The organism is Fructilactobacillus myrtifloralis, from assembly GCF_024029335.1.
Lineage (GTDB): Bacteria > Bacillota > Bacilli > Lactobacillales > Lactobacillaceae > Fructilactobacillus > Fructilactobacillus myrtifloralis.
On record NZ_CP097116.1, the window covers coordinates 853,219 to 879,141 of the forward strand.

The window sequence follows — 25,923 nt, forward strand, 5'->3', positions numbered from 1 at the left end:
AAACAACCTCAAGGTGAGGAGGAAGCTTCATGCAGTTAACGATTGAGCGGATTTACACCAAACCAGTTGATCATGATGGTTATCGGATCTTGGTGGACCGCCGGTGGCCCCGGGGCATCTCCAAGGTCAACGCGGCCCTAGACGAGTGGGCGAAGGAAATTGCTCCCACAACGGAATTGCGGCAGTGGTTTAACCACATTCCGGACCGGTTTCCCGCGTTTCAACAACGCTACCAACAAGAATTGGACCAAAACCCGGAAACCCCGGCCTTTGTAACGAAGGTCGCCACGCAGTTACAAACTAGGAACGTGATTCTGTTATACGGAGCCAAGGACCAACAGCATAACCAAGCCGTCGTGCTGCTAGAGTATCTCCATCACCAACCTGAGATTCAATCAGTTTTACAGTCAAAGGAGTAATTTTATGCAAACAGTTAAAATTGGAAAATCAGATGTCACTACTACCCCACTGGGCTTAGGTACCAACGCGGTCGGTGGTCACAACCTCTTCCCGCATCTACATGATGAAACCGGAATTAAAATCGTTAAAACCGCCCTCGACAATGGGATTTCCTTGTTGGATACAGCCTATGCCTATGGACTCGGCCGTTCTGAAGAATTAATTGGCCAAGCCATTAAAGACTACGACCGGAGCAAGATTCAAATTGCCACTAAGGGTGGGCAAAAGGTAACGGATCAGGGTGACATGGTGATCGACGACTCTCCAGCGCACCTAAAACAAGCTGTTGAAGAAAGTTTGCAACGGCTTCAAACTGATTACCTAGACATCTTCTACATTCACTTCCCAGATGGTAAGACGCCGTTGTACGAAGCGGTTGCTGCCCTGCAAGAACTGAAGGAAGCTGGCAAGATTAAGGCCATCGGAGTTTCCAACCTCTCCATGGATCAACTTAGAGAAGCCAACCGCGATGGTTACGTGGACGTTGACGAAGAACAATATAATCCGTTTGCTCGCGATGCTGAACAGGAACGGTTTGGTTACTTACAAGCAAACCACATCTCCTTCGTACCGTTCTTCCCACTGGCTTCTGGTTTATTAACCGGTAAGTACAGTGAAAAGACTACCTTCGCAAAAGACGACATTCGCCACGACGATCCTAACTTCCAAGAACCGCGGTTCTCGCAAATTATCAAAGCAGTTGATAGTTTGAAACCAATGGCCAAGGATCACGATGCGACCGTTGCAGAACTAGTGTTAGCTTGGTACATTAAGAATCCCAACATCTCCGTTGTGATTCCTGGTGCTAAGCACCCTGACCAAGTGTTGAACAATGCCAAGGCGCTTCAGATTAACCTAACTGACGAAGAGTACGAAGCAATTGATTCAAACTTACGGTAATACCACGATTTAGTTAACCAAAACCCCAGTTGTTAAAGGAGCACCTTTAACTGCTGGGGTTTTTAGTCTGGTTTACCTCCCCAACCTGTATAAGTGGTAGCACATTCAGCTGTGGGATTGTTATGATGGTGGTATCAAAAGTCATTGGCATAACGTTCATCAGTTTGCGACAAACTTTGTTTTTGTGGTAAATTACCGGTATGACAGAAAAGTGAGGTTATTATATGAATCCAGAATTAATGTTTAAACTCCAAACGTATCTCCAAAAATGGACCACGATTCGCCACCAGATTCAGCGGCGCAAATGGTTATTACTAGCTCCCGCGCTCATCCTGCTAATCTTAGGACTTGGCCTAGCGATTTACTTCAACGCCTTCAGTAGCTTCTTTATTTTGCTCCTCGGCTTGTTTAGTGGCTTAATCGTTGGCTTCCTCTCCATTTTTAACTACGCCTTTCGTGATGTCCGGGTCCTGCTCAAATTATTACAAGGCGCCGGGAACGTAATTAATGATGCCAATCCGCAAATGAGCCAATTAACCACTGCCTTTCCGAGAGTTCAAAAGGCCCGCAAAATTATCAACATCGTGGTCGCAATCATCGTTGTTGTCATCGTTCTCTTGTTGGTCTTTAAGGCTACACCGTTAAGTTGGTTAACCTTTCTGCTCGGTTTCATTAGTGGCAATCTCTTCGCCATTTTGACGGTTGGAATTACCAAACTAAATTTAGGGAACGTGAACCCGATGATGTTTAACCGTTAAGAACAGATAATGAGAGTAAACTAAAAGTGGCGCACAAAATATGATTTTGTGCGCCACTTTTTTTATTTTGTTTTTGTCAGCTGGTGTAACCCAGCCTTGCTTAACTGTCATCCACTAGCAGTTATTTTTTACTGTGCTAATTCGTGCTTTGCTTTTTTAATTAATCCAATGGCATCATCAAAGTCAGCAAGGCCTACTTTACACTTTGCTCCATCCCGCTCTACGGCATGCGAACTCGCATAAACCACTACGTTTAATAAATCTCCACCAGCAAATCCTTCCGTGTGCTCTAAAATTTGATCTAAATCAGCTGGCGTAAGGTCGACTGGCAATTTAGCTGGGATTAACTTTGCTAAGATTTTGCCCCGGGCTGCTTTTGCGGGTAGCGGAAATTCAATGTTTCCAATAATTCTCCGTAAAAAGGCTGGATCATAGTTTTTCCCAAAGTTAGTGGTAAAGATTGCAATTCCGGAAAAATTATCCAACTCTAACAACATGACTGACTTCGTCAAGTTCACTGCCTGATCCGTGCTTTTCGTGACACTATCGAGCCGCCGACCCAAGATGGAATCCGCTTCATCAAAGATTAAGACAGCATCTTGATCCTTGGCTTCTTTAAACAATAACTTGATATTTTTCGGCGTTTCCCCCACGTATTTGGATTCAATCTCAGCATAGTTAACCTTGATGATCTGCTTACCCAGTGCTTTGGCAATCGCTTCCGCCGCAAAACTCTTCCCGGTCCCAGGTAATCCATACAGGTTAATGACAGTTCTTCCGCCTGTTGAATCAATTTCGCGTAACCCAAATTGATTATAGAGTAAATCATAATTTTCAATCTTGGAAAGCAAACTCTTGATTTGCGTGGCAACCTCGTCGGCAACAATTAAATTTTGCAAATCACGCTGGGGCTTTTCCACTGGAAAAACTAACTTAGGTGTGTTTGCTTGTGGCTTGATTTTTAACGGACTAACTTTTCGTTCTCCCGATCGATCAACTTTAGCCATTTTCCCCTCCCATCTATAACTCGTTATCTAACGTCTCTTGCTGTTCTTCAATCCATTGATTTTCTAATTGATCAACATACGTATCAATGGCAGCGTGGAGAAAATCAGGTAAATCTGGATCAATTTTAGCAAATTTCTTTTTAAACTTAGGATCATTGGCGTACATTTCGTTTAAGCCACTCAGCAACTCAATGCTCGGCTCATAAAAATTAAGCAGAAATTGATGCCATCTTACCATGATTTGTTGTACTTCTTCACTATCCGGCGCCTGATCCTTAAGTTGAGCAAGGTCAACAAAAATTGCATCGCCCTCTTTTAAAATGGCGGCCTTTTCTGCCTCACTATAGTCATTCCAATGTTGCTTGGTTTGCTTAATCTCCTGATCACCATATTGCTCACTCAGGCGTCGTTCAAATTTAGCCTGCTTGTGTTTGTTTTTCTTTCCCATCGCTATTCACCTCCAAATTATAATAATATCAATCTTTTACCAAACATCATGTGAGATTCTACGAGAACACTTGCCACCATCATATATTAGGAATAATCCAGTTGTCAATCTACTGCTGTCTGCTACTAAACTAATTCCCTTTCATCGCAAGGTTTAGCTTCACCTAATCGCGTAAATAATGATGTTGCTCGTGTTTAACCACGTGCTCACTGTGCTGGTAGGCCATCTCCACGATCGTCAAAATATGCGGATCATTCAAACTATACAGCATCCGTTTCCCCGTTCGTTGAGCGCTTACCAATTGATGTTTTTTTAGCAGCGCTAGTTGATGCGAGACGTTTGACTGCGATAACTGGAGCTTGGTAACGATTGTAGAAACATCGACCGGATTATTCTCCAGCAACAGTAAAATTCGTAACCGCTCGGGGTTGACGAGCAGTTTGAAAATCTGACTGGTTTCCGTTAAATCAGATTGCTTTACCATGTTTTTCTCCTTTTCATTATCTGATTAGTTCCCAGACGTGGGCAAGAAACCCACTGTCATAGAGAACGTAAATCCCAATCACGAAGTACGTCACGCGTAACAACCACTCACCATCATTGTGCAAAAATCGGGTTACCACGGGAATCCGACCAAGTCGCCAGAGGAAAAGGACCACGATAACCGTCAAAAAGCCGAAGTAGCCGAGCGTTAGCAAAAAAACCGGCCAGGTTTGGCCCAATAACACTGGAATAAAAACGGACAAATTGCATCCTGCACAAACCACCAGGTAGGTTCCCAAAACGGTCAAAACCGGAGTACTTTTGCGGAATCGCGTTAGTTCAGCGTCATCATCCTCCGTACGAAAAGCGAGGTACAGCGGTAAAAATCCCAAGCCCCCGAGCACCCATTCTGGCAGCCAATGAGCAAGGGTTTGGCCTAGCCCATAACTGAGCACGAGCAGGAGCCACAACCCAAGCAAGTAGCCGAGTAAGACCTCCCCAAAGGAATATTTTTGTAAAAAAAACAGCAAGATCACAAAGAAATCGAGATTGACGGCCAGAAAGGTCAACGTCATTAACCACCAATTCATATTATCATCCTTTCATATGAAAATAATAACATATAAAGGTCTGACAACCAAAAAAGAGCTCCAACTGTGGAAAGCAGCTGGAGCTCTTTTTAACTATTTACTTAGGCTTTGGAACTGTGGTCAATCCACCGGGCCCATGCGTCCCCCACGACTTGAATGATTAAGACCATAATCACTACCAGAATCGTGGCCACGAGGGTAGTATCGTTGGCAAACCGGTTGTACCCGTACGAGATGGCCATGTTTCCGAGTCCACCAGCTCCGATGGCTCCGGCCATTGCCGTTAACCCGACTAAACTAATCAGTGTTACCGTCGATACCCGAATCAATTCCGGAAAGGCTTCGCTCAGGTAAACACCGGAAATGATGTCCCAGTTACTTGATCCCAGTGATTGGGCCGATTCAATGGTTCCCTGGTTCACACTCTGCAAGGCAACCTGCACTTGCCGAGCGTAGAACGGAAAGACCCCGACAGACAACGGAACGAGGGCAGCCGTCGTCCCAATTTGGGTTCCCACGATCTTTTGTGTTACTGGAGCAATGAAGGCCAGCAAGATAATGAAGGGAATCGCCCGGAATAGGGAAACCACTTTATCCACAACGTTAAAGATGATTTTGTTCGGTAAAATCCCATCTGAATCAAACAGCACGAGGGCAATCCCAAAGATTAATCCGGCAATCCCCCCAAAGATGGCTGACCAAAACGTCATGTATAACGTTTGTACGATGGAAGTCCACCACCCGGTTTCTCCTGTCCAACCCTGCTGCACTACATTCGGAAAGTTTGTAATAAACCACTCTTTCATTACTTTGCACCTCTCAATTCAGTTACTTGGACGTCTAATTGTTTCAGATAATCAAGGGCGGCGCTGACCTGGTCGTCCGCTCCATTCAGTTCCACAATCATGATGCCGACCGGTTGACTCCCAAATTCTTCGATGTCAGCGTACACGATACTAGCCGAAACTTGGTACTTCGCATACAGATCCACGATGATTGGTTGTGAAATTTCTTGAGAGTAGTAGACCAACTTCACTAAGTTCCGGGACGCGGTATCAATGTTCATGGACTGCAAAATGGCAAGGGCATCAAAGTCATTTCCAACAATCTTGCGGGTGACCGGATTAGTCGATTCCACAAAGACTTCAATCAAACTACCCCGTTCTACCACTTTTCCTTGGTCCATGATAACCACTTGGTCACAAATCCGCTTGATGGCATCCATTTCATGAGTAATCAGAATGACCGTTAACCCATACTTTTGGTTTAATTCTTTCAATAAATCTAAAATCTGGTTGGTGTTTTCCGGATCTAACGCGGAAGTTGCTTCGTCAGAGATCAGAATTTCTGGATCGTTGGCCAGGGCCCGGGCAATGGCGACCCGTTGTTGTTGCCCCCCGGAGAGTTGGGCGGGATAGTGTTTGGCGTAATCGGACAACCCGACATCAGCCAATAATTGTTGCGCCTTCGCTGCGATTTTCTTTTCCTTTAACCCACTGTGCTTTAGGGCAAAAGCCACGTTTTCCAATACCGTTTTTTGGTTCAACAGGTTATAGTGTTGGAAAATCATCCCAATTTTGCGCCGTTCCGTTCGGAGTTCGCGGGCACTAATCTCCGTGGTTCCGTGTTCGTCCTTTTTAAAGAACTGCTTACCGAGGACGGAAACTTCCCCACTCGTTGGTTGTTGCAATAAGTTAATCGTGCGAACTAACGTTGATTTTCCGGCTCCCGAGTACCCGGCGATCCCAAAGATCTGCCCGGCTGGAATGCTGAAGCTCACGTCGGAAACGGCGTGAATCGTTTGTTTATCCTGCTTAAAATCAACTGAAACATTTTTAAAGTTAACGCTGGTTTCCGTCATCGGAAAAATCCTCCTTATTCGTGGTGCGGTTGAAATAGTTGCAATTTGCCAATCCGTTGACAGGCTTCCCGTAACCGGGCGGGACTGGTTAGCAGGCCAATCCGGACGTAATGATCGCCTTCGGAGCCAAAGCCCTTCCCAGGTGCTACCGCCACCGCTGCTTGCTCTAACAACAAATCGGCGAACGATTCAGACGTATATCCCGAAGGAACCGGCATCCAGGAGAAAAATGAACCCCCTGCTGGCGTCGCTTTCCAGCCAATCTCAGCCGCGGCCGTTTCAAATGCGTGTCGGCGCGTGGTATATAACTGGGCTAAGGCAGTGACGGAATCCTGGGGTCCCGTTAGAGCCGCAATTGCCGCTTCCTGAACTGCCGGAAACACACTCACGAAGAGTTGGGCCTGCAGGTCATTGAGGGCAGCAATCAAATCTGGATTGCCGACGGCAAACCCAATCCGCCAGCCGGCCATGTTATAGGTCTTTGACAACGTCGAAAACTCAAGTCCCACGGTTTTGGCACCCGGAGTTTGTAAGAAACTCAGAGGCTGTTGGTGGTTCCCGAGGGCTCCGTAAGCAAAATCATGAATAATGCCAATCTGGTTTTGCTTGGCAAACTGCACGGTTTCTGCAAAGAAGTCCGCCGTCGCCACGGCTCCCGTTGGATTATTGGGATAATTTAAGTAGAGCAACTTGGCCAATTGCTTACTTTTTGTACTTATCTTATCATAATCCGGCAAAAAATGGTTACTAGCCCGAAGCGGAACCAGTTCCACCTCCACATCAGCCAGGTGCGTTCCGGATAAATAGTCGGGATAACCGGGATTTGGTAACAAGATCCGGTCGCCGGGATTTAAAACGGCGAGGGGCAGTTCAACCAGTCCGGTCTTTGAACCTCCCAAAATAGCAACTTCCGTCTCGGGATCCACGTCCACTTGGTAGTGGTCATGATAATAAGTCGCCACCGATTGTTTTAAGGCTGGGAGTCCTGCAAAGGGAGAGTACTGCTGATTTTCTGGCTTGGCAACGGCCGCTTGCATCGCTTTGACAATGTTAGTCGGCGTCGGCTGGTCGGGATTACCCTGCCCCAGATTAATCACATCCGCCCCCGTCGCAATTTTTTGGTTCACCTTCTGCACTAACGTGGCAAAAAAATGTTGGGGCAACCGTTGCACCGCCGCTGATTCTGTAAAATGCATGTCACTCCTCCCCTTTCACTTGAACTTGTCCGCTTTATTTAAGCTTTAAATTCCAGGCTGGAACTTGTAGCCCCTTGTAATTCTTTTGAATAACCCGTTCGGTTTCCTTCGTTTGAAAGGCCTTCACTACATTTTGTAAGTCCTTGTTATGCTTTTGTTCCTTATTAGCCGCAATCAGGTTGATCCATGGTTTCGATTGCTTGTTCAACGGTTCTTTGAAAATCGTCTTATCTGGACTTAAGTGGGCCGTTTGCGCGTAGTTAGTGTTGACAACTGCTGCTGCCGCATCATTTAACGTCCGTGCTGTTTGAGAAGCATCCACTTCTTTAATGTTTAGGTTCTTTGAGTTCGCCTTAATGTCCTTCACCGTCAACAGTTTGTGCGGATCCCCGCCCAGTTTAATTAACCCGGCTTCTTTCAGAACCTGGAGCGACCGACTTTCGTTTGTCGCGTCATTTGGAATTGCAATCGTAGCTCCATCTGGAATTTCTTTCACGTCCCGGTATTGCGTTGAATACAATCTGATGGGTGTAATCACCGTGTCTCCAATCGACACAATGTTCGAATGGTGTTGCTGGTTCCAATTCTTCAAGAAGGCATAGTGTTGGAAGGAGTTAATGTCAACGGCGTGTTGACTCAACGCAGTATTCGGTTGGGTGTAATCCGTAAAGTGGACAAATTTCAATTTGATCTTATATTTCTCGCGGGCCGTTTTAGCTACTGACTGCCAAATCTCATCATCCGCTTTGGACCCACTCATGAGACCGACCTTCACTTCCTTCTCATTTTGCGTAGTGGCTTGGGGAGCAAAACTGAACCAGCCAATCACTGCGATTACTAATAATACGATAATGCCGATAATCCACTTCGTTGTCTTTTTCATGCCATTTCACCTCATAATTTAGTATTAGTTACTTTTAAATAAACAAAAAAAGCATCCATCCTAACTAAAGGACGAATGCTTTCGTGGTACCACCTTAATTCACAAGTACAGTTCTGCTTGAACTAGCCTTGCCTCAAAAACTGCTCCAATTGACGCGTCTCGATTAGAACAATTTTGCTGAGATATCGGTCGCAACCCCGCCACTAGCTAACAATTGCTTGCTCACTAATGATTGATTCAGAACCCATCTTCTTTGCCTGCCTTTCATCCCTTTGCACCACCCAGAGACTCTCTTGGAAATTTCAGCAAATACTCAGTTCCTCAATTTCGTTTATTTAATTGGTTATTATACTAAGTGACCTCACCGTAAAAGTCAACCATCAAATTAACTTTTTCTTAAAAAAGGAGCCGGAGACCTCCGCCGAGGACTTCCTGGTGTTTCCAACCAGGATTTTTGGTAAGCTTAAGCTATGGATTTCGGCTTAAATTGATTGATAGGGATGACAACCATGCAACCGCAAACTGACCAACTACTCAATGCCTTTGATTACTATCAAGATGGCGCATTTTTTTCTGACCCTGAGCATCACATCGAACTGATTGGGCTAGGGCAAGCTAGCCGCTTACAAAACTTTACCCTACCAGAACTAGTGACCTGGCACCAACAGCAGAACCACCCCGTATTTGGGGGATTCCCGTTTGACCAGCAACTAACTGGAACCAGCCAATTGATGAACGGAACGATGCTCGCCCCAGCTTACGTCATCAACACCGTGACGGGAACCGAATGGGGCCGTCGCCCGAGCCCCAAACCGGCAGCGCCGGCTCGTCCCATTCACTTGCTCCGGCGAACGATTGAAACTGACTGGCAGGACCGGGTCGCGCCCGTCCTCCGTACCCTCCAAACTGATGCCCAGAAACAAAAGGTTGTGCTTGGCATGCAGGAACAATGGCAGCTAAGTGCGCCGTTACGGGCGAGCCAACTAATTCGCGCTCTGCTCCGCGATCAACCCCATACATATCACTTTTTTCTTAAACATCACGACGAACTCTTTCTATCAGCTACGCCGGAACGGCTCGTCCGCCTCCACCAGGGCAAGCTGGCGACGGCGGCCGTGGCCGGCTCTGTTCGCCGGGGAGCCACGGCCACCGAAGACAAGCACTTGGCAACCGCGTTACAGGCTGATTCGAAAAACCAAGCTGAACACCAGCTGGTCGTTACAGAAATTCAACGGCGCCTCCGGCCCTGGGCCCATTTGCAGCCAGTTGCAAGCCCGCAGATCCTTACGACTCCCCAAATTCAACATTTGTACACGCCAATTACAGGTTCCATTACCCAGCAAGCTTCCCTGTGGCAACTTGTCACTGCCCTTCATCCCACGCCCGCGCTCGGTGGAGTGCCTACCGCCTGGGCCCAAGTAACCATTCGGGCCACGGAACGGTGCCCACGGGGCCTCTTTGCGGCTCCGGTTGGTTACGCTCTTCCCAATGGGGACGGAGAATTTGTCATCGGGATTCGTTCCCTCTGGAGCCATGCCCAACGGGTAAACTTATTTGCCGGAGCTGGTATCCTTGCCGCGTCTACGTTGGCAGCTGAAGCTCGAGAAATTCAATTGAAAACCCGACCAATGCAACAGATTTTAAAGGAGCAAGTTGATGATTGACGTCATGACCAATAATTTAAAACACTTAATCAGCGCGTGCCAAGCGCAGGAGGTCACTGATTTTGTCTTGTCACCGGGTTCCAGAAATACGCCCTTAGCGTTGCTCCTAGCAGAGCGCCAGGTTCGTTTAACCGTGGCCGTTGATGAACGCTCGGCCGCTTTCTGCGCCCTAGGAATTGCCAAACGCAGTCATGCCCCCGTCGCTTTGATCGCCACCTCTGGAACTGCAACCGCTAACTACTGGCCCGCCATCGCGGAAGCGCAGAGTTTTCACGTTCCCTTAGTCGTCTTAACAACGGATCGCCCCCAGGAACTACAAGCCATTGGCGCCCCCCAAACCATTCCCCAACGCGGAATGTATACCACGAATGTCAAACAAGCCCTTGAAATTAACGTCCAGGATCCTGAACCAGACGTAACCGAATTTATTGACTACCAAGTCCAACAACTCGTTCACCAAAGTCAGCTTGCCCCCACCGGCCCCGTCCATCTAAACCTACCATTTCGCAAACCATTATTACCAACGCTGGGGACTGCTTGGCCTCAGGTGCAACCCCAGGAATTTGGTCACATTGTCGGGAGTTTAGCTTCCAACTCGCTAACCCGGTTAGTCCAACGGCTCCACGGGCGTAAGTTGCTCTTCTTCCTGGGACCAAATGATCATTATGACGATCCTTCCCTGCTGGACCGCTTGGCACAACAACTTCATGCGCCAATCATCGCCGACGTTTTAAGTTCACTCCGAGGAACCCTCGCGACCACTCCCACTCCGAACCTCCAGGAATTACCCCAGGAACTCTGGCCGGAGGTCGTTTTACGGTTTGGTGGGACCCCGGTTAACGCCACCCTCTTGCCGTGGTTAAAACAGCACCGCATTCCCGTCATCCAGATTGGGGCTAACTACTTGGGCAAGGATCACAGTCGGTGGGCCCACACGAGCTACAACCTGACAGCCGCTGATTTTTGTCGCCAACTCCTGACGACGACGCTTCATGGTAACCCCGCCTACCGAAGCCAATGGCACCAGGCCATCTCAACAAAGGTTAGATCCGACCCCACTGAATTGGATGGAGCAACTCTTCCCCAACTGTTAGCTACTGAGGCGCCGCTCCAACAACTATTCTTGGCTAATTCGTTAACCGTCCGCTATTTTGACCAGGCGTTTATGCCAAAAGCACCGGTCCGCGTCCAGGGGAATCGGGGTGCCAATGGAATTGATGGCACCATTTCCAGTGCAACCGGCATGGCTTTAAATCAGGTGCCAACCTGGTTGGTTACCGGTGATTTAGCGTTCTTCCATGACCTGAATGGCCTTCAGTTGGCCCGCACGACCCACGTTAACCTAACCATCATCGTGGTTAATAATGATGGAGGTGGCATTTTCTCACTGTTACCTCAAGCAACGGCCCCTCATTTTGAAACTCTCTTTGGCACGCCCCAGCATTTAAACCTAGCGGCCGCCGCGGAGCTCGTGGGTGCCGACTATCACCTAGTTACCACGCGAACAGATTTACAGGCGCTCGTCCGCGAGTCCTGGACGGGGCTTCGGCTACTGGAAATTCGCACCACCAGAACCCAGTTGCCACCGAGAAAGGATGATTAGGATGCAACGCTTCTTTACTTATGCTGGATATTCCTATCAAATTGACGTTCAGGGCGCGGGATCCCCCACATGGGTCTTTTTCCACGGCTTTTTAGGCACCGGGCAGGATTTTACCTCCATTCGTCCCCGCGGCACCAGTTACTCCATCACGTTGTACGGCTTTCGGCCAACCGATTCGGTCGTTCCAGCAACAGGGTTTATGGCAGACCGCCAGGTTGAGGCCCTTCAAACGCTCGTTGCCCAATTAAGCCGGGAACCCGTTAACATCGTTGGTTATTCAATGGGGGCCCGCTTAGCCCTCTGTTTCGCCCTTACCGCTCCCCAGCTAGTTCACCACCTCATCTTAGAGAGCGGGACCGCCGGCATTCAGGATTCGACTGCTCGCCGCCAGCGCCAACAATCCGATGCTCACCAAGCCGCACTGATTGAGCACCAGGGATTAGCAAGCTTTGTAACTAACTGGGAGCAGTTACCCCTGTTTCAGAGTCAGCGGGCCGTTTCCAAATCCCAGCAACACCACATGCATCAGATGCGGTGTGCCCACCAACCGGATAACATGGCGAACTCCCTCCGGTACTTTGGGACTGGTACCATGCCCAACCACTGGCCACATCTTTCGCAATTACAACCAGAAACGACTATCATTACTGGTGAATTAGATCAGAAATTTACCCGGCTCGGGCGGTCCCTTACGAACACGATTCCACGGGCAACGCAGCTAGTTTATCCAGCCACAGGTCATAACGTTCACTTTGAACGTCCTCGTGCCTACACGCAGGCCTTAAATCAGCTAGGGAAAGGTGACTCAGAATGAAAATTGACCAAATTAAATTACGCCCCTTAACGTTACAGCTCAAACGTCCTTTTAGCACCAATCACGGTCAAATGACGGAGCGACCGCTGATCCTAATTGAAATAAACATGACGAACGGAGTGACGGGCTATGGTGAAGTCCAGGCTTTGCCGGACGCAACCTACGCGCCCCAAACCCAAGCAGCGGCACAAGCTGAACTAGAGCAAGGATTACCTTTTTTAGTGAAACGGAGCTTTCAAACCCCCAAAGATTTACAGCGTCAATTAGCTAAGTTCACCTCGTTTGCCCGAGCGGGGGTAGAAATGGCAATTTGGGATGCTTATGGAAAACTCCTGCACGAACCGCTGGCCCAGCTCCTCGGGAATCCCGTGCAACTAGTTCCCGTTAGCGTGGCTCTCGGAATTCAAAAAAACTACCAGCAAACGATCCGGTTAGCTGACCAAGAACTCGCCGCTGGTTACCGGCGCTTAAAATTAAAGACTAAGGATCCTAAGACGACCCTAACGCTCGTGCATAAATTAGGGATTGCGTTCCCGCACCAATTAATTTCATTTGATGCGAACGCTGCGTTTGCGCCCTCTCCAACCACTACGGACTTGTTACAACAGCTAGATGCCGCCGGTCTTAGTCTGATTGAAGAACCACTCCATGATGCTAGTTGGTCAACCTATGCTAACCTCCAAGCTCAGTTACCACATCTAAAAATTAGCCTTGATGAGAGTATCAACACCCTTTCCGATATCCAAAGGGCCGTGCAAGCGCAAAGCGCTGCAGCCTATACCCTAAAACCCAGTAAATTAGGGGGGATTACCCAAACAATGGAAGCCATGCGTTATCTCTTAAACACCCCTTATCTCCCGTGGATTGGAGGCATGTTAGGTAGCGGGCTCGGGCGTTCCGTTGATCTAGCTTTGGCAGCGCAACTCCCCCAACCGATTTTTCCTGCTGACATTGCTGATAGTAATCACTACTTTGAACAAGAAATCATTAAGGAACCCCTTACCGTTAAAAATGGATACCTTCCCGTACCAACAGGCGCTGGGATTGGGGTAACCCTTGATTGGGAAGCCATTCAAGAATTACAAACCGGCGCCACGAGTACCTTTGCCTAACTTCGTTACCTGCTAAGCCAATCAAAATTAAATCAACACAAAAAAGACGCCTTCGAATTGCTTCGAAAGCGCCTTTTAGTTGGCGTGGCAACGTCCTATCCTCGCAGGGGGCGATCCCCCAACTACTTTTGGCGTGCTAAAGCTTAACTTCTGTGTTCGGCATGGGAACAGGTGTATCCTTTAGGCTATCGCCACCACACTTCTGAGTGAACTTCGTTCCCTCAAAACTAGCTAATATTATTTTCTGCTGAGTCACCATTGCTCTTCCTTGGTTAAGTCCTCGACTGATTAGTATTAGTCCGCTTCACATATCACTACGCTTCCACTTCTAACCTATCGACCTGATCATCTTTCAGGAGTCTTACTTCCATATAGGAATGGGAAATCTCATCTTGAGGCGAGTTTCACACTTAGATGCTTTCAGCGTTTATCTCATCCATACATAGCTACTCAGCAATGCGCCTGGCGGCGCAACTGATACACCAGCGGTATGTCCATCCCGGTCCTCTCGTACTAGGGACAGCTCCTCTCAAATTTCCTGCGCCCGCGACGGATAGGGACCGAACTGTCTCACGACGTTCTGAACCCAGCTCGCGTACCGCTTTAATGGGCGAACAGCCCAACCCTTGGGACCAACTACAGCCCCAGGATGCGATGAGCCGACATCGAGGTGCCAAACCTCCCCGTCGATGTGAACTCTTGGGGGAGATAAGCCTGTTATCCCCAGGGTAGCTTTTATCCGTTGAGCGATGGCCCTTCCATACGGTACCACCGGATCACTAAGTCCGACTTTCGTCCCTGCTCGACTAGTCAGTCTCGCAGTCAAGCTTGCTTCTGCCTTTACACTTACAGAATGATTTCCAACCATTCTAAGCAAACCTTTGAGCGCCTCCGTTACTATTTAGGAGGCGACCGCCCCAGTCAAACTGCCAACCAGACACTGTCTCCGAGCACGCTGAGTGCTCAGGGTTAGAGTGTTCACATAGCAAGGGTAGTATCCCACGGGTGCCTCCACCGAGACTAGCGTCCCGGTTTCAATGGCTCCTACCTATCCTGTACAAGCTATGTAAACACCCAATATCAAGCTACAGTAAAGCTCCATGGGGTCTTTCCGTCCTGTCGCGGGTAACCTGCTTCTTCACAGGTATCTTAATTTCACCGAGTCTCTCGTTGAGACAGTACTCAAATCGTTACGCCTTTCGTGCGGGTCGGAACTTACCCGACAAGGAATTTCGCTACCTTAGGACCGTTATAGTTACGGCCGCCGTTTACTGGGGCTTCATTTCGAGGCGTCGCCGAAGCTAACCTTTCCACTTAACCTTCCAGCACCGGGCAGGCGTCAGCCCATATACTTCATCTTACGATTTTGCATAAACCTGTGTTTTTGATAAACAGTCGTTTGAGTCTCTTCACTGCGGCTGACCTGACGGTCAGCACCCCTTCTTCCGAAGTTACGGGGTCATTTTGCCGAGTTCCTTAACGAGAGTTCTCTCGCTCACCTGAGGATACTCTCCTCGACTACCTGTGTCGGTTTGCGGTACGGGTAGTTAATTACTAACTAGAAGCTTTTCTCGGCAGCGTGACATCGGTTCCTTCTCTACTTTAATTTCGATCCTCATCATCGCTTGTCAACCCAGTGAGAAGCATTTCACTCCTTACCTGACTCACGATTTGAACATACCTTTCCAATCGTATGCTAAACCTAGCCTTCTGCGTCCCTCCATCGTTCAAACATAATTAACTAGTACAGGAATCTCAACCTGTTATCCATCGCCTACGCTTCTCAGCCTCGGCTTAGGTCCCGACTAACCCTGGGAGGACGAGCCTTCCCCAGGAAACCTTAGTCATTCGGTGGATCAGATTCTCACTGATCTTTCGCTACTCATACCGGCATTCTCACTTCTAAGCGCTCCAACAGTCCTTCCGGTCTGCCTTCATTGCCCTTAGAACGCTCTCCTATCACGCAACGTAGTTGCGTCCGCAGTCTCGGTAATATGCTTAGCCCCGGTAAATTTTCGGCGCAGAATCACTCGACTAGTGAGCTATTACGCACTCTTTAAATGGTGGCTGCTTCTGAGCCAACATCCTAGTTGTCTAAGCAACTCCACTTCCTTTTCCACTTAGCATATATTTAGGGACCTTAACTGGCGGTCTGGGCTGTTCCCCTTTCGACGATGGATCTTATCACTCATCGTCTGACTCCCGGACATAAATCAATGGTATTCGGAGTTTATCTGAACTCAGTAATCCAAGACGGACCCCTCGCTCAAACAGTGGCTCTACCTCCATGATTCTAATTCCGAGGCTAGCCCTAAAGCTATTTCGGAGAGAACCAGCTATCTCCAAGTTCGTTTGGAATTTCACCGCTATCCACACCTCATCCCAGCACTTTTCAACGTACACGGGTTCGGACCTCCGGTGCGTATTACCGCACTTTCATCCTGGACATGGATAGATCACCTGGTTTCGGGTCTACGGCAACATACTAATTCGCCCTCTTAAGACTCGCTTTCGCTACGGCTCCGCTTCTTCGGCTTAACCTTGCATGCAACTGTAACTCGCCGGTTCATTCTACAAGAGGCACGCTATCACCCCTTAACGGGCTCTAACTGCTTGTAGGCACATGGTTGCAGGAACTATTTCACTCCCCTTCCGGGGTGCTTTTCACCTTTCCCTCACGGTACTGGTTCACTATCGGTCACTAGGGAGTATTTAGCCTTGGGAGATGGTCCTCCCGGATTCCGACGCCGTTTCACGTGTGGCGCCGTACTCAGGATCCTGAACTGAGGGAATTCAATTTCGCTTACGAGACTATCACTCTCTTTGGTGCAGCTTCCCAACTGCTTCAGCTATCAAATTCTTTTGTAACTCAAATGTTCAGTCCTACAACCCCGAACCACGAAGGTTCGGTTTGGGCTATTCCCAGTTCGCTCGCCGCTACTATGGGAATCGAAATTTCTTTATCTTCCTGTGGGTACTTAGATGTTTCAGTTCCCCACGTCTACCTCTCCGCAGCTATGAATTCACTACGCAGTGATTAGTCATGACACTAATCGAGTTTCCTCATTCGGAAATCTCCGGATCAAAGCTTACTTACAGCTCCCCGAAGCATATCGGTGTTAGTTCCGTCCTTCATCGGCTCCTAGTACCAAGGCATTCACCATGCGCCCTTCTTAACTTAACCTATAATCCTGCGGATTATAAATCATTGAGTTTAGCGATCAAACTATTAAAAAACTCAAATTACACAATGGTTGATCTCGGTTGAAATTATATTAACAATATAATTCTTACAGAAAATAATATTATCTAGTTTTCAAAGAACGAAAGTTGAGAGTAATCCTCTCAAAACTAAACAAGACTTTGATCGGCGTAAGGTTCCGTATTATTCCTTAGAAAGGAGGTGATCCAGCCGCAGGTTCTCCTACGGCTACCTTGTTACGACTTCACCCTAATCATCTGTCCCACCTTAGGCGGCGGACTCCTAACGGTTATCCAACCGACTTTGGGTGTTACAAACTCTCATGGTGTGACGGGCGGTGTGTACAAGACCCGGGAACGTATTCACCGTGGCATGCTAATCCACGATTACTAGCGATTCCAACTTCATGCAGGCGAGTTGCAGCCTGCAATCCGAACTGAGAACGGTTTTAAGAGATTAGCTTGACCTCGCGGTTTCGCGACTCGTTGTACCGTCCATTGTAGCACGTGTGTAGCCCAGGTCATAAGGGGCATGATGATTTGACGTCATCCCCACCTTCCTCCGGTTTATCACCGGCAGTCTCTCTAGAGTGCCCAACTGAATGCTGGCAACTAAAGACAAGGGTTGCGCTCGTTGCGGGACTTAACCCAACATCTCACGACACGAGCTGACGACAACCATGCACCACCTGTCATTCTGCCCCCGAAGGGGACACCTAATCTCTTAGGCTAACAGAAGATGTCAAGACCTGGTAAGGTTCTTCGCGTAGCATCGAATTAAACCACATGCTCCACCGCTTGTGCGGGTCCCCGTCAATTCCTTTGAGTTTCAACCTTGCGGTCGTACTCCCCAGGCGGAATGCTTAATGCGTTAGCTCCGGCACTGAGAGGCGGAAACCTCCCAACACCTAGCATTCATCGTTTACGGCATGGACTACCAGGGTATCTAATCCTGTTTGCTACCCATGCTTTCGAGCCTCAGCGTCAGATGCAGACTAGACAGCCGCCTTCGCCACTGGTGTTCCTTCATATATCTACGCATTTCACCGCTACACATGAAGTTCCACTGTCCTCTTCTGCACTCAAGTTTCCCAGTTTCCGATGCACTTCTTCGGTTAAGCCGAAGGCTTTCACATCAGACTTAAAAAACCGCCTGCGCTCGCTTTACGCCCAATAAATCCGGACAACGTTTGCCACCTACGTATTACCGCGGCTGCTGGCACGTAGTTAGCCGTGACTTTCTGGTTAGATACCGTCACGCCGTGAGCAGTTACTCTCACAGTCGTTCTTCTCTAACAACAGAGTTTTACGAGCCGAAACCCTTCTTCACTCACGCGGCGTTGCTCCATCAGACTTTCGTCCATTGTGGAAGATTCCCTACTGCTGCCTCCCGTAGGAGTATGGGCCGTGTCTCAGTCCCATTGTGGCAGATTACCCTCTCAGGTCTGCTACGTATCATCGCCTTGGTGAGCTATTATCTCACCAACTAGCTAATACGCCGCGGGTCCATCCAAAAGCACTAGCGCGAAGGCCAGCTTTCAAACTAAAACCATGTGGTTTTAGTTGTTATACGGTATTAGCATCTGTTTCCAGGTGTTATCCCCTACTTCTGGGCAGGTTACCCACGTGTTACTCACCAGTTCGCCACTCGGTCCGATCTAAAATCCAACCCGTGCAAGCACGGTTTTTCAATTAGGAGACCGCGTTCGACTTGCATGTATTAGGCACGCCGCCAACGTTCGTCCTGAGCCAGGATCAAACTCTCATTTTAAATGAGAACTTTACTAGCTCTACTTGATTTTTTTCTTTAAGCGAATTGACTTCGCAATTGTTTAATTTTTAAACTTACGTTTAAAAATTCCTTACACTTTTGTAATCAAAATCTTGTTCAGTTTTCAAAGAACTACTCAGTTATCAATCACTTGACAACTTTATTAATATACCATGTTTAGCCGGGTCAGTCAAGGGTGGTTTCCAATTAAACTGGTTACCAACCAATCCATTAACTTCGCGACAAGCATTACTATACCAAGCCCCAATCAATCCGTCAACCCCTTTGGTCAAAAAAAGTCAAAATTATTGATTGAAGTTTTCAACCCTAAGTTCCCGTGCTTTTTACCATTTCCCCTAAATCGTGGTATATTGGAAAGGTACCACTTCGGTATTACCAAATTTTTTGGAGTAGGATTTAACGCGTTAAGTGCCAGCGGAACGGAATGTGAACGCCGGACGAAAAGCAGACTGCTTGCGATGTTATTTCCGCATTCGCCACTGACCTCACCATTTGGTGGCAGCTCCAGTCAGGAGATGTCAAAATGAATTATTTACAGAAGTGGGGCCTTCGCCCCTTAAGTTTAAAAGGTATGACCTACCTTGCAATTTTAATGGCCTTAGAAATTATCATCGGCCGCTTTTCCATCGGGAGTAGCAGCGTCCGCTTCTCCTTCACTTTTATCGTAATTGCTCTAATCGCCAAATGGTATGGTCCGTTTTGGTCAACCGGAGTTGCCATCATCGTGGACTTCATCGCGACCCTCTTCAGTGGGCAACCCTATTTCCCGGGTTTTGCCCTCTCGGCCGTATTAGTAAGTTTGATTTACAGCGTGGCCTTTTTTAAACCGAGTCACATCAGCTGGCTTCGGGTACTAGTCACAGTGGCAATCATTACTATTTTCGTAAATCTCTTATTAAATTCATGGTGGGTTTCCATCATTGCCCAGACCCCCTTTTCCTACTTCCTTGGTCTGCGGCTGGGGAAAAATTTAATTTCTTACCCAATTCAAGTAATTCTGTTGTATTGGGTCCTCAATAATCGAACCATTCAAAGCTTTAAACCACAAATTTTTAAATAAAAGAAAGATCCAGGACTATTGGTGGTAGTTCTGGATCTTTTTTAAATTGCATATCGTAACTTGGCCCGGACTAATAACCACGCCTTGACCCGATTACTAACTACTACCCGGCCCAGCGAAACATTGTAATTACGCCGACGGAGTTGCTTTAAAATCGCAGCATACCCATTAATTGCGAGTGCCAAAGCTACCCGACCCGCAGAATCCGGAACCAGGTTGATGACCGCTGGGGCAACCCGATAATCATGCTCCGCCTGCTTGCCCAACAATTTTAAGATGTGAACTAACCCAGTTGGTAACTTGCGCTGGGTATGGTTCAAACACTTTAAATCAATCCCAGCTTGAAAAAGGACCGCCTGGGGTAAATAAACATAGTCCTTGCGATAATCTTCCTGCACATCGCGTAAAATATTAGTCAGTTGTAACGCAATCCCCACTCGAATCACATGAGCTCGCTCGGTGGTCGTCAAGGAATGCTCCCGTAAAATTGGCATGATCATTAACCCCACCGTTCCAGCCACTAAGTAACAATAATGGTGCAAATCTGCCCAGGTCCGGATGGGTTGATGCTGTAAATCATGGGTTTGGCCCTGGATCATCTCGTCCATTAACTGCATCGGAATTGCAAACGTCTGAAACACCAGCAGTAAATTACGCCCTAACCGGGTCTGGGGTGTCCCTAACTTCACGGTCTGCCACAGCTGACGTAACCGCGTAAATGCTTCCGTTTGCTTGGTATCCGCCGCATCATCCAGTTGTCGCAAAAAATCATACAGTACAAAAATGCTCTTCGCCTGATAAGCCGGTAATTGCGAAAAAGCATAGTAAAACGTGGTCGACTGCTGTTTAATCACTTGTTCACTCGCAGCCATCTCTGCTAGATAGGGCGCTAACCTTTCCGCTCTAGTCATCTGAACCATCTCGTTCCACTTCTCGGGCAGCCAGTTCCCCGCTGGTAATCACGATGGGCACTCCAGCTCCAGGATGCGTACTAGCTCCGGCAAAATACAGACCCTGAATTCGCCGCGCTTTATTGTGAGGCCGAAAGTAGTTACTCTGGCGTAAGGTTGGTTTCAAGCCAAAGGCCGTTCCATACTTACTGTTATACAGTTCTGCAAAGTCCGTTGGCGTAAAGACCCGCTGTACCTGAACGTGGTTCGCTAAGTCGGTTAACGCAAAATCCTGTTCTGCCTGCTGAATCACTTGCTGGGCATACGTTTGCGCTTCTGCTTCAGTTAGGTGCTGATGCCGCAAGTTGGCCACTGGGACCAGTACGTACAAAGATGAGCATCCGGCCGGTGCAAACGAATCATCAAGGGCACTAGGATTATACAGATAGTAAGATGGATCACTCGGTAAAACTCCGGTTTCAATTTCACTCAAGTTGCGCTTGAAATCACTGGCCATTTTAATCGTATGCAAGCCTAATTGTTGATACTTCCGATCAACTCCGAGGTACAGCAACAGACAAGACATTGAATACTGTAGCTTTTGGTTAACCCGCTGTGGACTAACGTGCTCACGGCGTTGGGCATCCTGACTCAATAAGGTTTCAACCGCATACGGATAATCGGCATTCACCACCACTGCGTCCGTAGAACGCACCGATCCCTGCACCCGCACACCGACAACCTGATCCTGCTCGGTGACAATCTTTTCAACGGGGTGGCCGAGTTCGATGGTCCCACCTAGTTCAGTAAACCGGCGTTCTAAAGCCTTTGCATACTGGTACATGCCCCCGTCGATAAACCACACTCCGTAAAGCAGTTCAATCATCGGAATAATGTTATAAATGGAGGGCCCACTAAAGGGTGAGATCCCAATGTACAACGTTTGAAACGACAATAAATATTGCAGGTGTTGGTTCGGAATAAACTTTTGCATATCGTGATAAGAGGACGAAAAAGTTTTCAGCTGGAAGGCTTGTTTTAGGGTCTTTAGGTTAAAAAAGTCCCGGGGGGACCGAAAACTACGATCAATAAAATTATCCTTTGCATTCAAATACTTTCGGTAGATATCCGCTAAATAGTTTAAAAAACCGGCCATATCCGCATCACTGCTTGTTTCAAACAGCTTCGTAAGTTGCACCAAATCATTCGAAATGGGATACCGTTCGTCATCAATTTGGACCGTCATAAACGGATCTACCCGCTGCATCGTAAAATAATCCGTTGGGTCAGCCCCAGTTTCTACAAAGGGTTGCCGGTAAACGTCCGGCATCATCACGATGGTCGGCCCCATATCAAAACGATAACCATCCACTTTGAGTTGGTTCATCTTGCCGCCAACGTGGTGGTTTTTTTCCAAGATCGTTACGTCATATCCGTGCGCTTGAAGTTTCAGTGCAGCGGTTAAGCCCCCAACCCCAGCACCAATTACCGTAATTTTTTGCTTCATTTTTCAGCTCCTTTAAAAAATCGGAGGGGGCCCTTGTGCCCACTCCGATTTTTTGTGTTATTGAGTAATAACTGATTAATAGCCTTATTATAACGCACGTACGGCGTTTTTCAGTCTTTAGTGCTTTCGCTGGTGGTGCCACCAATCAGTAACATGCATCCATGCTCGTTGCACAGCATTGGGCGCCGTGGCTTGTTGCCGGTCAGCCAACTCATGCAAAAAGGTTTGTTGCGCTGAGTGCCCCTTCGGACTCTCATACTTAAAGTACTTCCCCTTTTGGTTCATGAAGAAACCGTCCACGTCATCTTGACTGTATATGGCAATGATGTGTTCTAAGCGTTGTTGCATCTTTGGATCAAACACCGGAGCAGCCAGTTCAACCCGGTTATCCATGTTCCGGGTCATCAAGTCTGCAGATGAAATCCACAAATTAGTACCCTCATCATAAAAGGCATAGATACGACTGTGTTCAAGGAATTGTCCAACCACACTAGAAACAACGATGTTTTCCCGCGGCCCGCAGACACCGACCTCTAGACAGCAGGCCCCGCGCACAATCAAGCGGAACGGAACCCCCACTCGGGCAGCATCATAAATTGCGGCAATCACGTCAACGTCCGTCAGGGAATTAACCTTCAAAAAGACGTGTCCCCGCCCGGTGGCTTGGTAGTATTCCTTCACCTTTTGGATGTTTTGAATTACCATGTCCTCGATTCGGTGTGGAGACGCTGCCAACGACTTGTACTTTGGTGGTTGAGCGCCCGGTTGTTCCAAGTAATTAAAGAAGGCGGCCAGGTCCTTAACGTAGTCCGCCCGACTAGAGAACAAGCTTAAATCAACAAAGCCCTTGGCCGTAGCTTCGTTATAGTTTCCCGTTCCAATCTGGACGTACCCGGCTGGGTCCACGCCATCCTTGGTTAGCACCAAACAGGTTTTACTGTGCACCTTCATATATTTCTTTCCAAAGATGATGTTACAGCCCGCGTCTTCTAGCTCACTAGTGACCTTCAAATTATTGGCTTCGTCAAATCGAGCCCGCAACTCAATCATTACGGTAACTTGAATTCCCTTTTGGGCAGCTTCCTTCAGTAGTTCAATGACCGCGGAATTATCTGCCACCCGGTAAATCGTTTGTTTAATCGCAATTGTTTGTGGATCAGCGATGGCTTCCCGCAAAAAGGTTAAAAACTGGTCGAAGGAATCATCCGGATACTGCAGTAATAGGTCATGTTCCTGTAAATACTGCAACATCGATTGCTGGGCCGTCCATTGCTGGGCCGTAAACTTGGGATAAACTAACGTTGGCTGGGCCTTCTTCCACGGTTTTAAGAGGGGCAGTAAGAAGGTTAAGTCTAACGGTCCCGGAATTCGGTAAACCGCCTGCTCATCAATTTTAAACTTTTGAATGAATTCACTAATGAACGCACTGTCCACGTCAGGCAAGGATTCGATTGCAAACTGCGTAATCCGCCCCTTTTCTCGGTCAGCTAAATAGTGGCGCAGGTTCTTAATCGTATCCTGGTTATTATCATCCTTATCCACGTCTAAAGAAGCGTCCAAATCCCGATTAATTCGGAAAGTCAGGATGCGTTCAATCTTGCCGTCGTCAAAGAGATTGGTTAAATTATGCCGAATCAAATCTTCCACCCGCAGGTAGTACAACTGGTCCTCCAACGTGAGCCGGATAGTCCGGCGCACTTCTAAGGGAACCGGTACGATCCGAATCCGTTGTTTGCCCTTGGTTTTCATTTTAACGGCAAGCGCCATGCGCTTATCCTTTAAATAATCAAGGTTGTAATTGTCGTCATACGTGGTAAAACTCAAAAACGGCAAAATCCGTTGGTCAAACACCTGATCAGCACGTTCGCGTTCGTGTGGGTTCAGCTGTTCATAGGTCACAAACTGCCCCAACTGCTCTGCCGGTAGTTGCTCACTGAGCCGGTTGAAGTAGTCATACTGAATTTGAAAGTTCTTTTCGTTACGCTTGTGGAGCTTTTTCAAAATCTTGGAGTAGTGTAACCCCGATTTTTCTTCAACGCCATCGTGCGTGAGTTCCATCTGACTTTGCAGACTTGGAACCCGCACACTGTAAAATTCATCAAGGTTGTTCGCGGCAATCGCTAAGAACCGGAACCGGTCTAAAAACGGGGTTGTCGTCTCGTTAGCGAGTTCAATCACCCGCCGGTTAAACAACAGCCAACTTAAATCACGGTTATAGCATTTGCCATCGTAATTAATTTCACTTGCCATGTTTTTCTCCCTTAGTGAAAGTGTGGTAGTCTAGTTCAACTTGTTTCAGGTAGTGGTTGGCGTAGTCTACAAAGGCCCGGTCCATCCAGGTTTGACTCTGTAAGTATCCAATAATCATTGGGTACGTTGATGACTGACTGTGGGCCCGCGCTAACAAACTCATGCATACAGATACGTAATCACAATAAGCAGCCCAGTCTAACTTGTTAAGCTTAACGGAGCCCTTCATATCCTTAAACTGCCGCACGTAAAAGCTGTACTTCTTCGTATCAAAGTACCCTAAAAAGCGGTCCGAAGAACTTTGCAAGACCCGTTGACAGTTCACGATTTCTTCTCCAGATGAATGCCGTTTGTTAACGTAAATTTCCGAGTTTTGGTAAATCGGGAGGGCCTGCTTAATTTGTAGGACTAGGTAATCCCCACTCCCATTTTCCAATAACATCAGGTAACACAGGGTGCCGACACTACCGACCCCCACGCTGTGCCGGACAAGGTCGACGATGTGGAATTGGGACAGGAACTGGTGGACATCACTACGAGCGTGGTGACGGTATTCGTAATAACCCTTGGTCAACTGTTGGTAAGTCTTATCTCCAACGTGTTTAGTAACCGGGGCATTTTCAATAAACCGCCGTTTGCCGTCCTGAACCTCCGTGTACTTTTGCACGGCGTAGTCGGAATTGCTTTGAACCGCCTTTTCGACCGTTTTACTAACGATTTTAGCAAACGACTGGTCAAATTGATCCCGGTCGTCATGAATGGCATCAAAGGTGGACGAAATGTTGTGTAACGTGTTCGGTGTGATAAACCGTTCCATGGCCGGTAAGTTCTTTAGGTGCACTAACGTCCGTAAGTACGTTTGCATAACCTTATGTAAGAAAGGATTCACATCTTTAGAAATGTCAAACCCTTGTTGTTTAGCAACCAACAAGGCACTAACTAACAAACGCTTAACATCATATTCCCAAAAGGCCACGTGGGATTCATCGAAATCATTCATGTCAAAGAGTAACTGGCCTTCTGACGAACCGTAGTAACCAAAGTTCCCCAGGTGTGCATCCCCACCAATCAAGGTTTTGATTCCACTATTGGGATAACGATCTAAATCATAGTTCATAATATCAACCGTACCTCGGAAAAAGGCAAAGTCTGAACCAGACATCCGTTCCCGCTTGACCTTCAATAATTTCTTATACAGGAGGGAATTCCGCACGTCCATGATTTTTTTCACGTTCCGTTTGTGGGGTTTGTAACCGGCAATGTCGGCATAGTCTTTATCTAACCCTAACCGTTGACCTTCCGCGATTAACTCGGTATCGGTTTGGGTGGTGATATCAGTTTGATTAAATTCATAAGGGACTAACTTTTTTTTGCTCATGGGATGAAATCCTTTCTTTTGCAGCCATTGTGGCCAAGCTTTGTTACTATTATAACAATCACAGCAA

Annotated in this window: 20 protein-coding genes, 3 rRNA genes and 1 riboswitch; of the genes, 8 read left to right on the forward strand and 15 right to left on the reverse strand. The window is 47.7% G+C overall.

What is annotated here, in order from left to right; translation table 11 throughout:
- The first annotated feature begins 29 nt into the window (after positions 1-29).
- From M3M35_RS04350 to M3M35_RS04360, 3 genes are all read left to right on the forward strand, one after another.
- Positions 30-419, forward strand: a complete 390-nt coding sequence (locus M3M35_RS04350) for a DUF488 domain-containing protein (protein WP_252749459.1) — start codon at positions 30-32, stop codon at positions 417-419.
- Positions 420-423: 4 nt separating this feature from the next.
- Positions 424-1,359: an aldo/keto reductase gene (locus M3M35_RS04355; RefSeq protein ID WP_252749460.1), complete on the forward strand. Its 936-nt coding sequence runs from the start codon at positions 424-426 to the stop codon at positions 1,357-1,359.
- 224 nt (positions 1,360-1,583) lie between these two features.
- Positions 1,584-2,117, forward strand: a complete 534-nt coding sequence (locus M3M35_RS04360; RefSeq protein WP_252749461.1) for a hypothetical protein — start codon at positions 1,584-1,586, stop codon at positions 2,115-2,117.
- A gap of 128 nt (positions 2,118-2,245) precedes the next feature.
- On the opposite strand, the gene M3M35_RS04365 is transcribed toward M3M35_RS04360, so the two are convergent.
- The 8 genes from M3M35_RS04365 to M3M35_RS04400 all read right to left on the reverse strand — a co-directional run bounded on the left by M3M35_RS04365 (position 2,246) and on the right by M3M35_RS04400 (position 8,585).
- On the reverse strand, positions 2,246-3,124 hold the full coding sequence (locus M3M35_RS04365) for an ATP-binding protein (RefSeq protein ID WP_252749462.1): 879 nt from the start codon (positions 3,122-3,124) through the stop codon (positions 2,246-2,248).
- A gap of 13 nt (positions 3,125-3,137) precedes the next feature.
- Positions 3,138-3,572 (reverse strand): TipAS antibiotic-recognition domain-containing protein, encoded by a 435-nt coding sequence (locus M3M35_RS04370; protein WP_252749463.1) that lies wholly within the window; start codon positions 3,570-3,572, stop codon positions 3,138-3,140.
- 163 nt (positions 3,573-3,735) lie between these two features.
- A complete protein-coding gene (locus M3M35_RS04375) occupies positions 3,736-4,056 on the reverse strand; it encodes an ArsR/SmtB family transcription factor (RefSeq protein WP_252749464.1) in 321 nt (106 codons plus the stop codon).
- Positions 4,057-4,072: 16 nt separating this feature from the next.
- Positions 4,073-4,645, reverse strand: coding sequence for a cadmium resistance transporter (locus M3M35_RS04380; RefSeq protein WP_252749465.1), 573 nt, complete (start codon positions 4,643-4,645; stop codon positions 4,073-4,075).
- Between the two features lie 101 nt (positions 4,646-4,746).
- Entirely contained in the window at positions 4,747-5,451 is a 705-nt protein-coding gene (locus M3M35_RS04385) for a methionine ABC transporter permease (protein ID WP_252749466.1), read from the reverse strand.
- Positions 5,451-6,506 (reverse strand): methionine ABC transporter ATP-binding protein, encoded by a 1,056-nt coding sequence (locus M3M35_RS04390; RefSeq protein WP_252749467.1) that lies wholly within the window; start codon positions 6,504-6,506, stop codon positions 5,451-5,453. The genes M3M35_RS04385 and M3M35_RS04390 overlap by 1 nt, the downstream gene beginning before the upstream one ends.
- A gap of 14 nt (positions 6,507-6,520) precedes the next feature.
- The gene (locus tag M3M35_RS04395; RefSeq protein WP_252749468.1) at positions 6,521-7,702 is read right to left on the reverse strand and encodes a pyridoxal phosphate-dependent aminotransferase; all 1,182 of its coding nucleotides are present in this window, start codon (positions 7,700-7,702) and stop codon (positions 6,521-6,523) included.
- A gap of 34 nt (positions 7,703-7,736) precedes the next feature.
- Positions 7,737-8,585: a MetQ/NlpA family ABC transporter substrate-binding protein gene (locus tag M3M35_RS04400; RefSeq protein WP_252749469.1), complete on the reverse strand. Its 849-nt coding sequence runs from the start codon at positions 8,583-8,585 to the stop codon at positions 7,737-7,739.
- A 500-nt stretch (positions 8,586-9,085) separates the two neighbouring features.
- Between M3M35_RS04400 and M3M35_RS04405 the strand changes: the two genes are divergently transcribed.
- Genes M3M35_RS04405 through M3M35_RS04420 form a run of 4 tightly spaced genes read left to right on the forward strand, consistent with a single transcriptional unit; the run spans position 9,086 to position 13,778 of the window.
- Entirely contained in the window at positions 9,086-10,249 is a 1,164-nt protein-coding gene (locus tag M3M35_RS04405) for an isochorismate synthase (protein WP_252749470.1), read from the forward strand.
- The gene (menD, locus tag M3M35_RS04410) at positions 10,242-11,852 is read left to right on the forward strand and encodes a 2-succinyl-5-enolpyruvyl-6-hydroxy-3-cyclohexene-1-carboxylic-acid synthase (RefSeq protein WP_252749471.1); all 1,611 of its coding nucleotides are present in this window, start codon (positions 10,242-10,244) and stop codon (positions 11,850-11,852) included. Before M3M35_RS04405 ends, menD begins: the two co-directional genes overlap by 8 nt.
- A 1-nt stretch (position 11,853) precedes the next feature.
- Positions 11,854-12,666 (forward strand): 2-succinyl-6-hydroxy-2,4-cyclohexadiene-1-carboxylate synthase, encoded by an 813-nt coding sequence (menH, locus tag M3M35_RS04415; protein ID WP_252749472.1) that lies wholly within the window; start codon positions 11,854-11,856, stop codon positions 12,664-12,666.
- On the forward strand, positions 12,663-13,778 hold the full coding sequence (locus tag M3M35_RS04420) for an enolase C-terminal domain-like protein (RefSeq protein WP_252749473.1): 1,116 nt from the start codon (positions 12,663-12,665) through the stop codon (positions 13,776-13,778). The genes menH and M3M35_RS04420 overlap by 4 nt, the downstream gene beginning before the upstream one ends.
- 82 nt (positions 13,779-13,860) lie before the next feature.
- Here the strand turns inward: M3M35_RS04420 and rrf are convergent.
- The 3 genes from rrf to M3M35_RS04435 all read right to left on the reverse strand — a co-directional run bounded on the left by rrf (position 13,861) and on the right by M3M35_RS04435 (position 18,750).
- Positions 13,861-13,977 (reverse strand): 5S ribosomal RNA (rrf, locus tag M3M35_RS04425).
- A 69-nt stretch (positions 13,978-14,046) separates the two neighbouring features.
- Positions 14,047-16,962 (reverse strand): 23S ribosomal RNA (locus M3M35_RS04430).
- A gap of 212 nt (positions 16,963-17,174) precedes the next feature.
- Positions 17,175-18,750, reverse strand: a 16S ribosomal RNA gene (locus tag M3M35_RS04435).
- The 16S, 23S and 5S rRNA genes sit together here, the layout of an rRNA operon.
- A 404-nt stretch (positions 18,751-19,154) precedes the next feature.
- A riboswitch (THF riboswitch) is annotated at positions 19,155-19,252 on the forward strand.
- Between the two features lie 42 nt (positions 19,253-19,294).
- Here M3M35_RS04435 and M3M35_RS04440 point away from each other — a divergent pair.
- Entirely contained in the window at positions 19,295-19,831 is a 537-nt protein-coding gene (locus M3M35_RS04440) for a folate family ECF transporter S component (RefSeq protein WP_252749474.1), read from the forward strand.
- A gap of 41 nt (positions 19,832-19,872) precedes the next feature.
- On the opposite strand, the gene M3M35_RS04445 is transcribed toward M3M35_RS04440, so the two are convergent.
- The 4 genes from M3M35_RS04445 to M3M35_RS04460 all read right to left on the reverse strand — a co-directional run bounded on the left by M3M35_RS04445 (position 19,873) and on the right by M3M35_RS04460 (position 25,856).
- The gene (locus tag M3M35_RS04445) at positions 19,873-20,742 is read right to left on the reverse strand and encodes a phytoene/squalene synthase family protein (RefSeq protein ID WP_252749475.1); all 870 of its coding nucleotides are present in this window, start codon (positions 20,740-20,742) and stop codon (positions 19,873-19,875) included.
- The gene (locus tag M3M35_RS04450) at positions 20,735-22,228 is read right to left on the reverse strand and encodes a phytoene desaturase family protein (RefSeq protein ID WP_252749476.1); all 1,494 of its coding nucleotides are present in this window, start codon (positions 22,226-22,228) and stop codon (positions 20,735-20,737) included. The genes M3M35_RS04445 and M3M35_RS04450 overlap by 8 nt, the downstream gene beginning before the upstream one ends.
- Positions 22,229-22,345: 117 nt before the next feature.
- Positions 22,346-24,478 carry a polyphosphate kinase 1 gene (gene ppk1, locus M3M35_RS04455; protein ID WP_252749477.1) on the reverse strand — a complete coding sequence of 711 codons (2,133 nt, stop codon included), beginning with the start codon at positions 24,476-24,478 and terminating at the stop codon, positions 22,346-22,348.
- Positions 24,468-25,856 (reverse strand): DUF2252 domain-containing protein, encoded by a 1,389-nt coding sequence (locus M3M35_RS04460; protein WP_252749478.1) that lies wholly within the window; start codon positions 25,854-25,856, stop codon positions 24,468-24,470. Before M3M35_RS04460 ends, ppk1 begins: the two co-directional genes overlap by 11 nt.
- Positions 25,857-25,923: the final 67 nt, after the last annotated feature.

Excerpts from the sequence above, each read along its gene's own strand:
- M3M35_RS04365 (WP_252749462.1), bottom strand. The coding sequence starts at position 3,124 with ATGGCTAAAGTTGATCGATCGGGAGAACGAAAAGTTAGTCCGTTAAAA.
- M3M35_RS04420 (WP_252749473.1), top strand. The coding sequence starts at position 12,663 with ATGAAAATTGACCAAATTAAATTACGCCCCTTAACGTTACAGCTCAAA.
- M3M35_RS04355 (WP_252749460.1), top strand. The coding sequence starts at position 424 with ATGCAAACAGTTAAAATTGGAAAATCAGATGTCACTACTACCCCACTG.
- M3M35_RS04395 (WP_252749468.1), bottom strand. The coding sequence starts at position 7,702 with ATGCATTTTACAGAATCAGCGGCGGTGCAACGGTTGCCCCAACATTTT.
- M3M35_RS04440 (WP_252749474.1), top strand. The coding sequence starts at position 19,295 with ATGAATTATTTACAGAAGTGGGGCCTTCGCCCCTTAAGTTTAAAAGGT.
- M3M35_RS04385 (WP_252749466.1), bottom strand. The coding sequence starts at position 5,451 with ATGAAAGAGTGGTTTATTACAAACTTTCCGAATGTAGTGCAGCAGGGT.
- ppk1 (WP_252749477.1), bottom strand. The coding sequence starts at position 24,478 with ATGGCAAGTGAAATTAATTACGATGGCAAATGCTATAACCGTGATTTA.
- M3M35_RS04390 (WP_252749467.1), bottom strand. The coding sequence starts at position 6,506 with ATGACGGAAACCAGCGTTAACTTTAAAAATGTTTCAGTTGATTTTAAG.
- M3M35_RS04460 (WP_252749478.1), bottom strand. The coding sequence starts at position 25,856 with ATGAGCAAAAAAAAGTTAGTCCCTTATGAATTTAATCAAACTGATATC.
- M3M35_RS04445 (WP_252749475.1), bottom strand. The coding sequence starts at position 20,742 with ATGACTAGAGCGGAAAGGTTAGCGCCCTATCTAGCAGAGATGGCTGCG.
- M3M35_RS04380 (WP_252749465.1), bottom strand. The coding sequence starts at position 4,645 with ATGAATTGGTGGTTAATGACGTTGACCTTTCTGGCCGTCAATCTCGAT.
- M3M35_RS04350 (WP_252749459.1), top strand. The coding sequence starts at position 30 with ATGCAGTTAACGATTGAGCGGATTTACACCAAACCAGTTGATCATGAT.
- M3M35_RS04360 (WP_252749461.1), top strand. The coding sequence starts at position 1,584 with ATGAATCCAGAATTAATGTTTAAACTCCAAACGTATCTCCAAAAATGG.
- M3M35_RS04405 (WP_252749470.1), top strand. The coding sequence starts at position 9,086 with ATGACAACCATGCAACCGCAAACTGACCAACTACTCAATGCCTTTGAT.
- M3M35_RS04450 (WP_252749476.1), bottom strand. The coding sequence starts at position 22,228 with ATGAAGCAAAAAATTACGGTAATTGGTGCTGGGGTTGGGGGCTTAACC.
- M3M35_RS04370 (WP_252749463.1), bottom strand. The coding sequence starts at position 3,572 with ATGGGAAAGAAAAACAAACACAAGCAGGCTAAATTTGAACGACGCCTG.
- M3M35_RS04375 (WP_252749464.1), bottom strand. The coding sequence starts at position 4,056 with ATGGTAAAGCAATCTGATTTAACGGAAACCAGTCAGATTTTCAAACTG.
- menD (WP_252749471.1), top strand. The coding sequence starts at position 10,242 with ATGATTGACGTCATGACCAATAATTTAAAACACTTAATCAGCGCGTGC.
- menH (WP_252749472.1), top strand. The coding sequence starts at position 11,854 with ATGCAACGCTTCTTTACTTATGCTGGATATTCCTATCAAATTGACGTT.
- M3M35_RS04400 (WP_252749469.1), bottom strand. The coding sequence starts at position 8,585 with ATGAAAAAGACAACGAAGTGGATTATCGGCATTATCGTATTATTAGTA.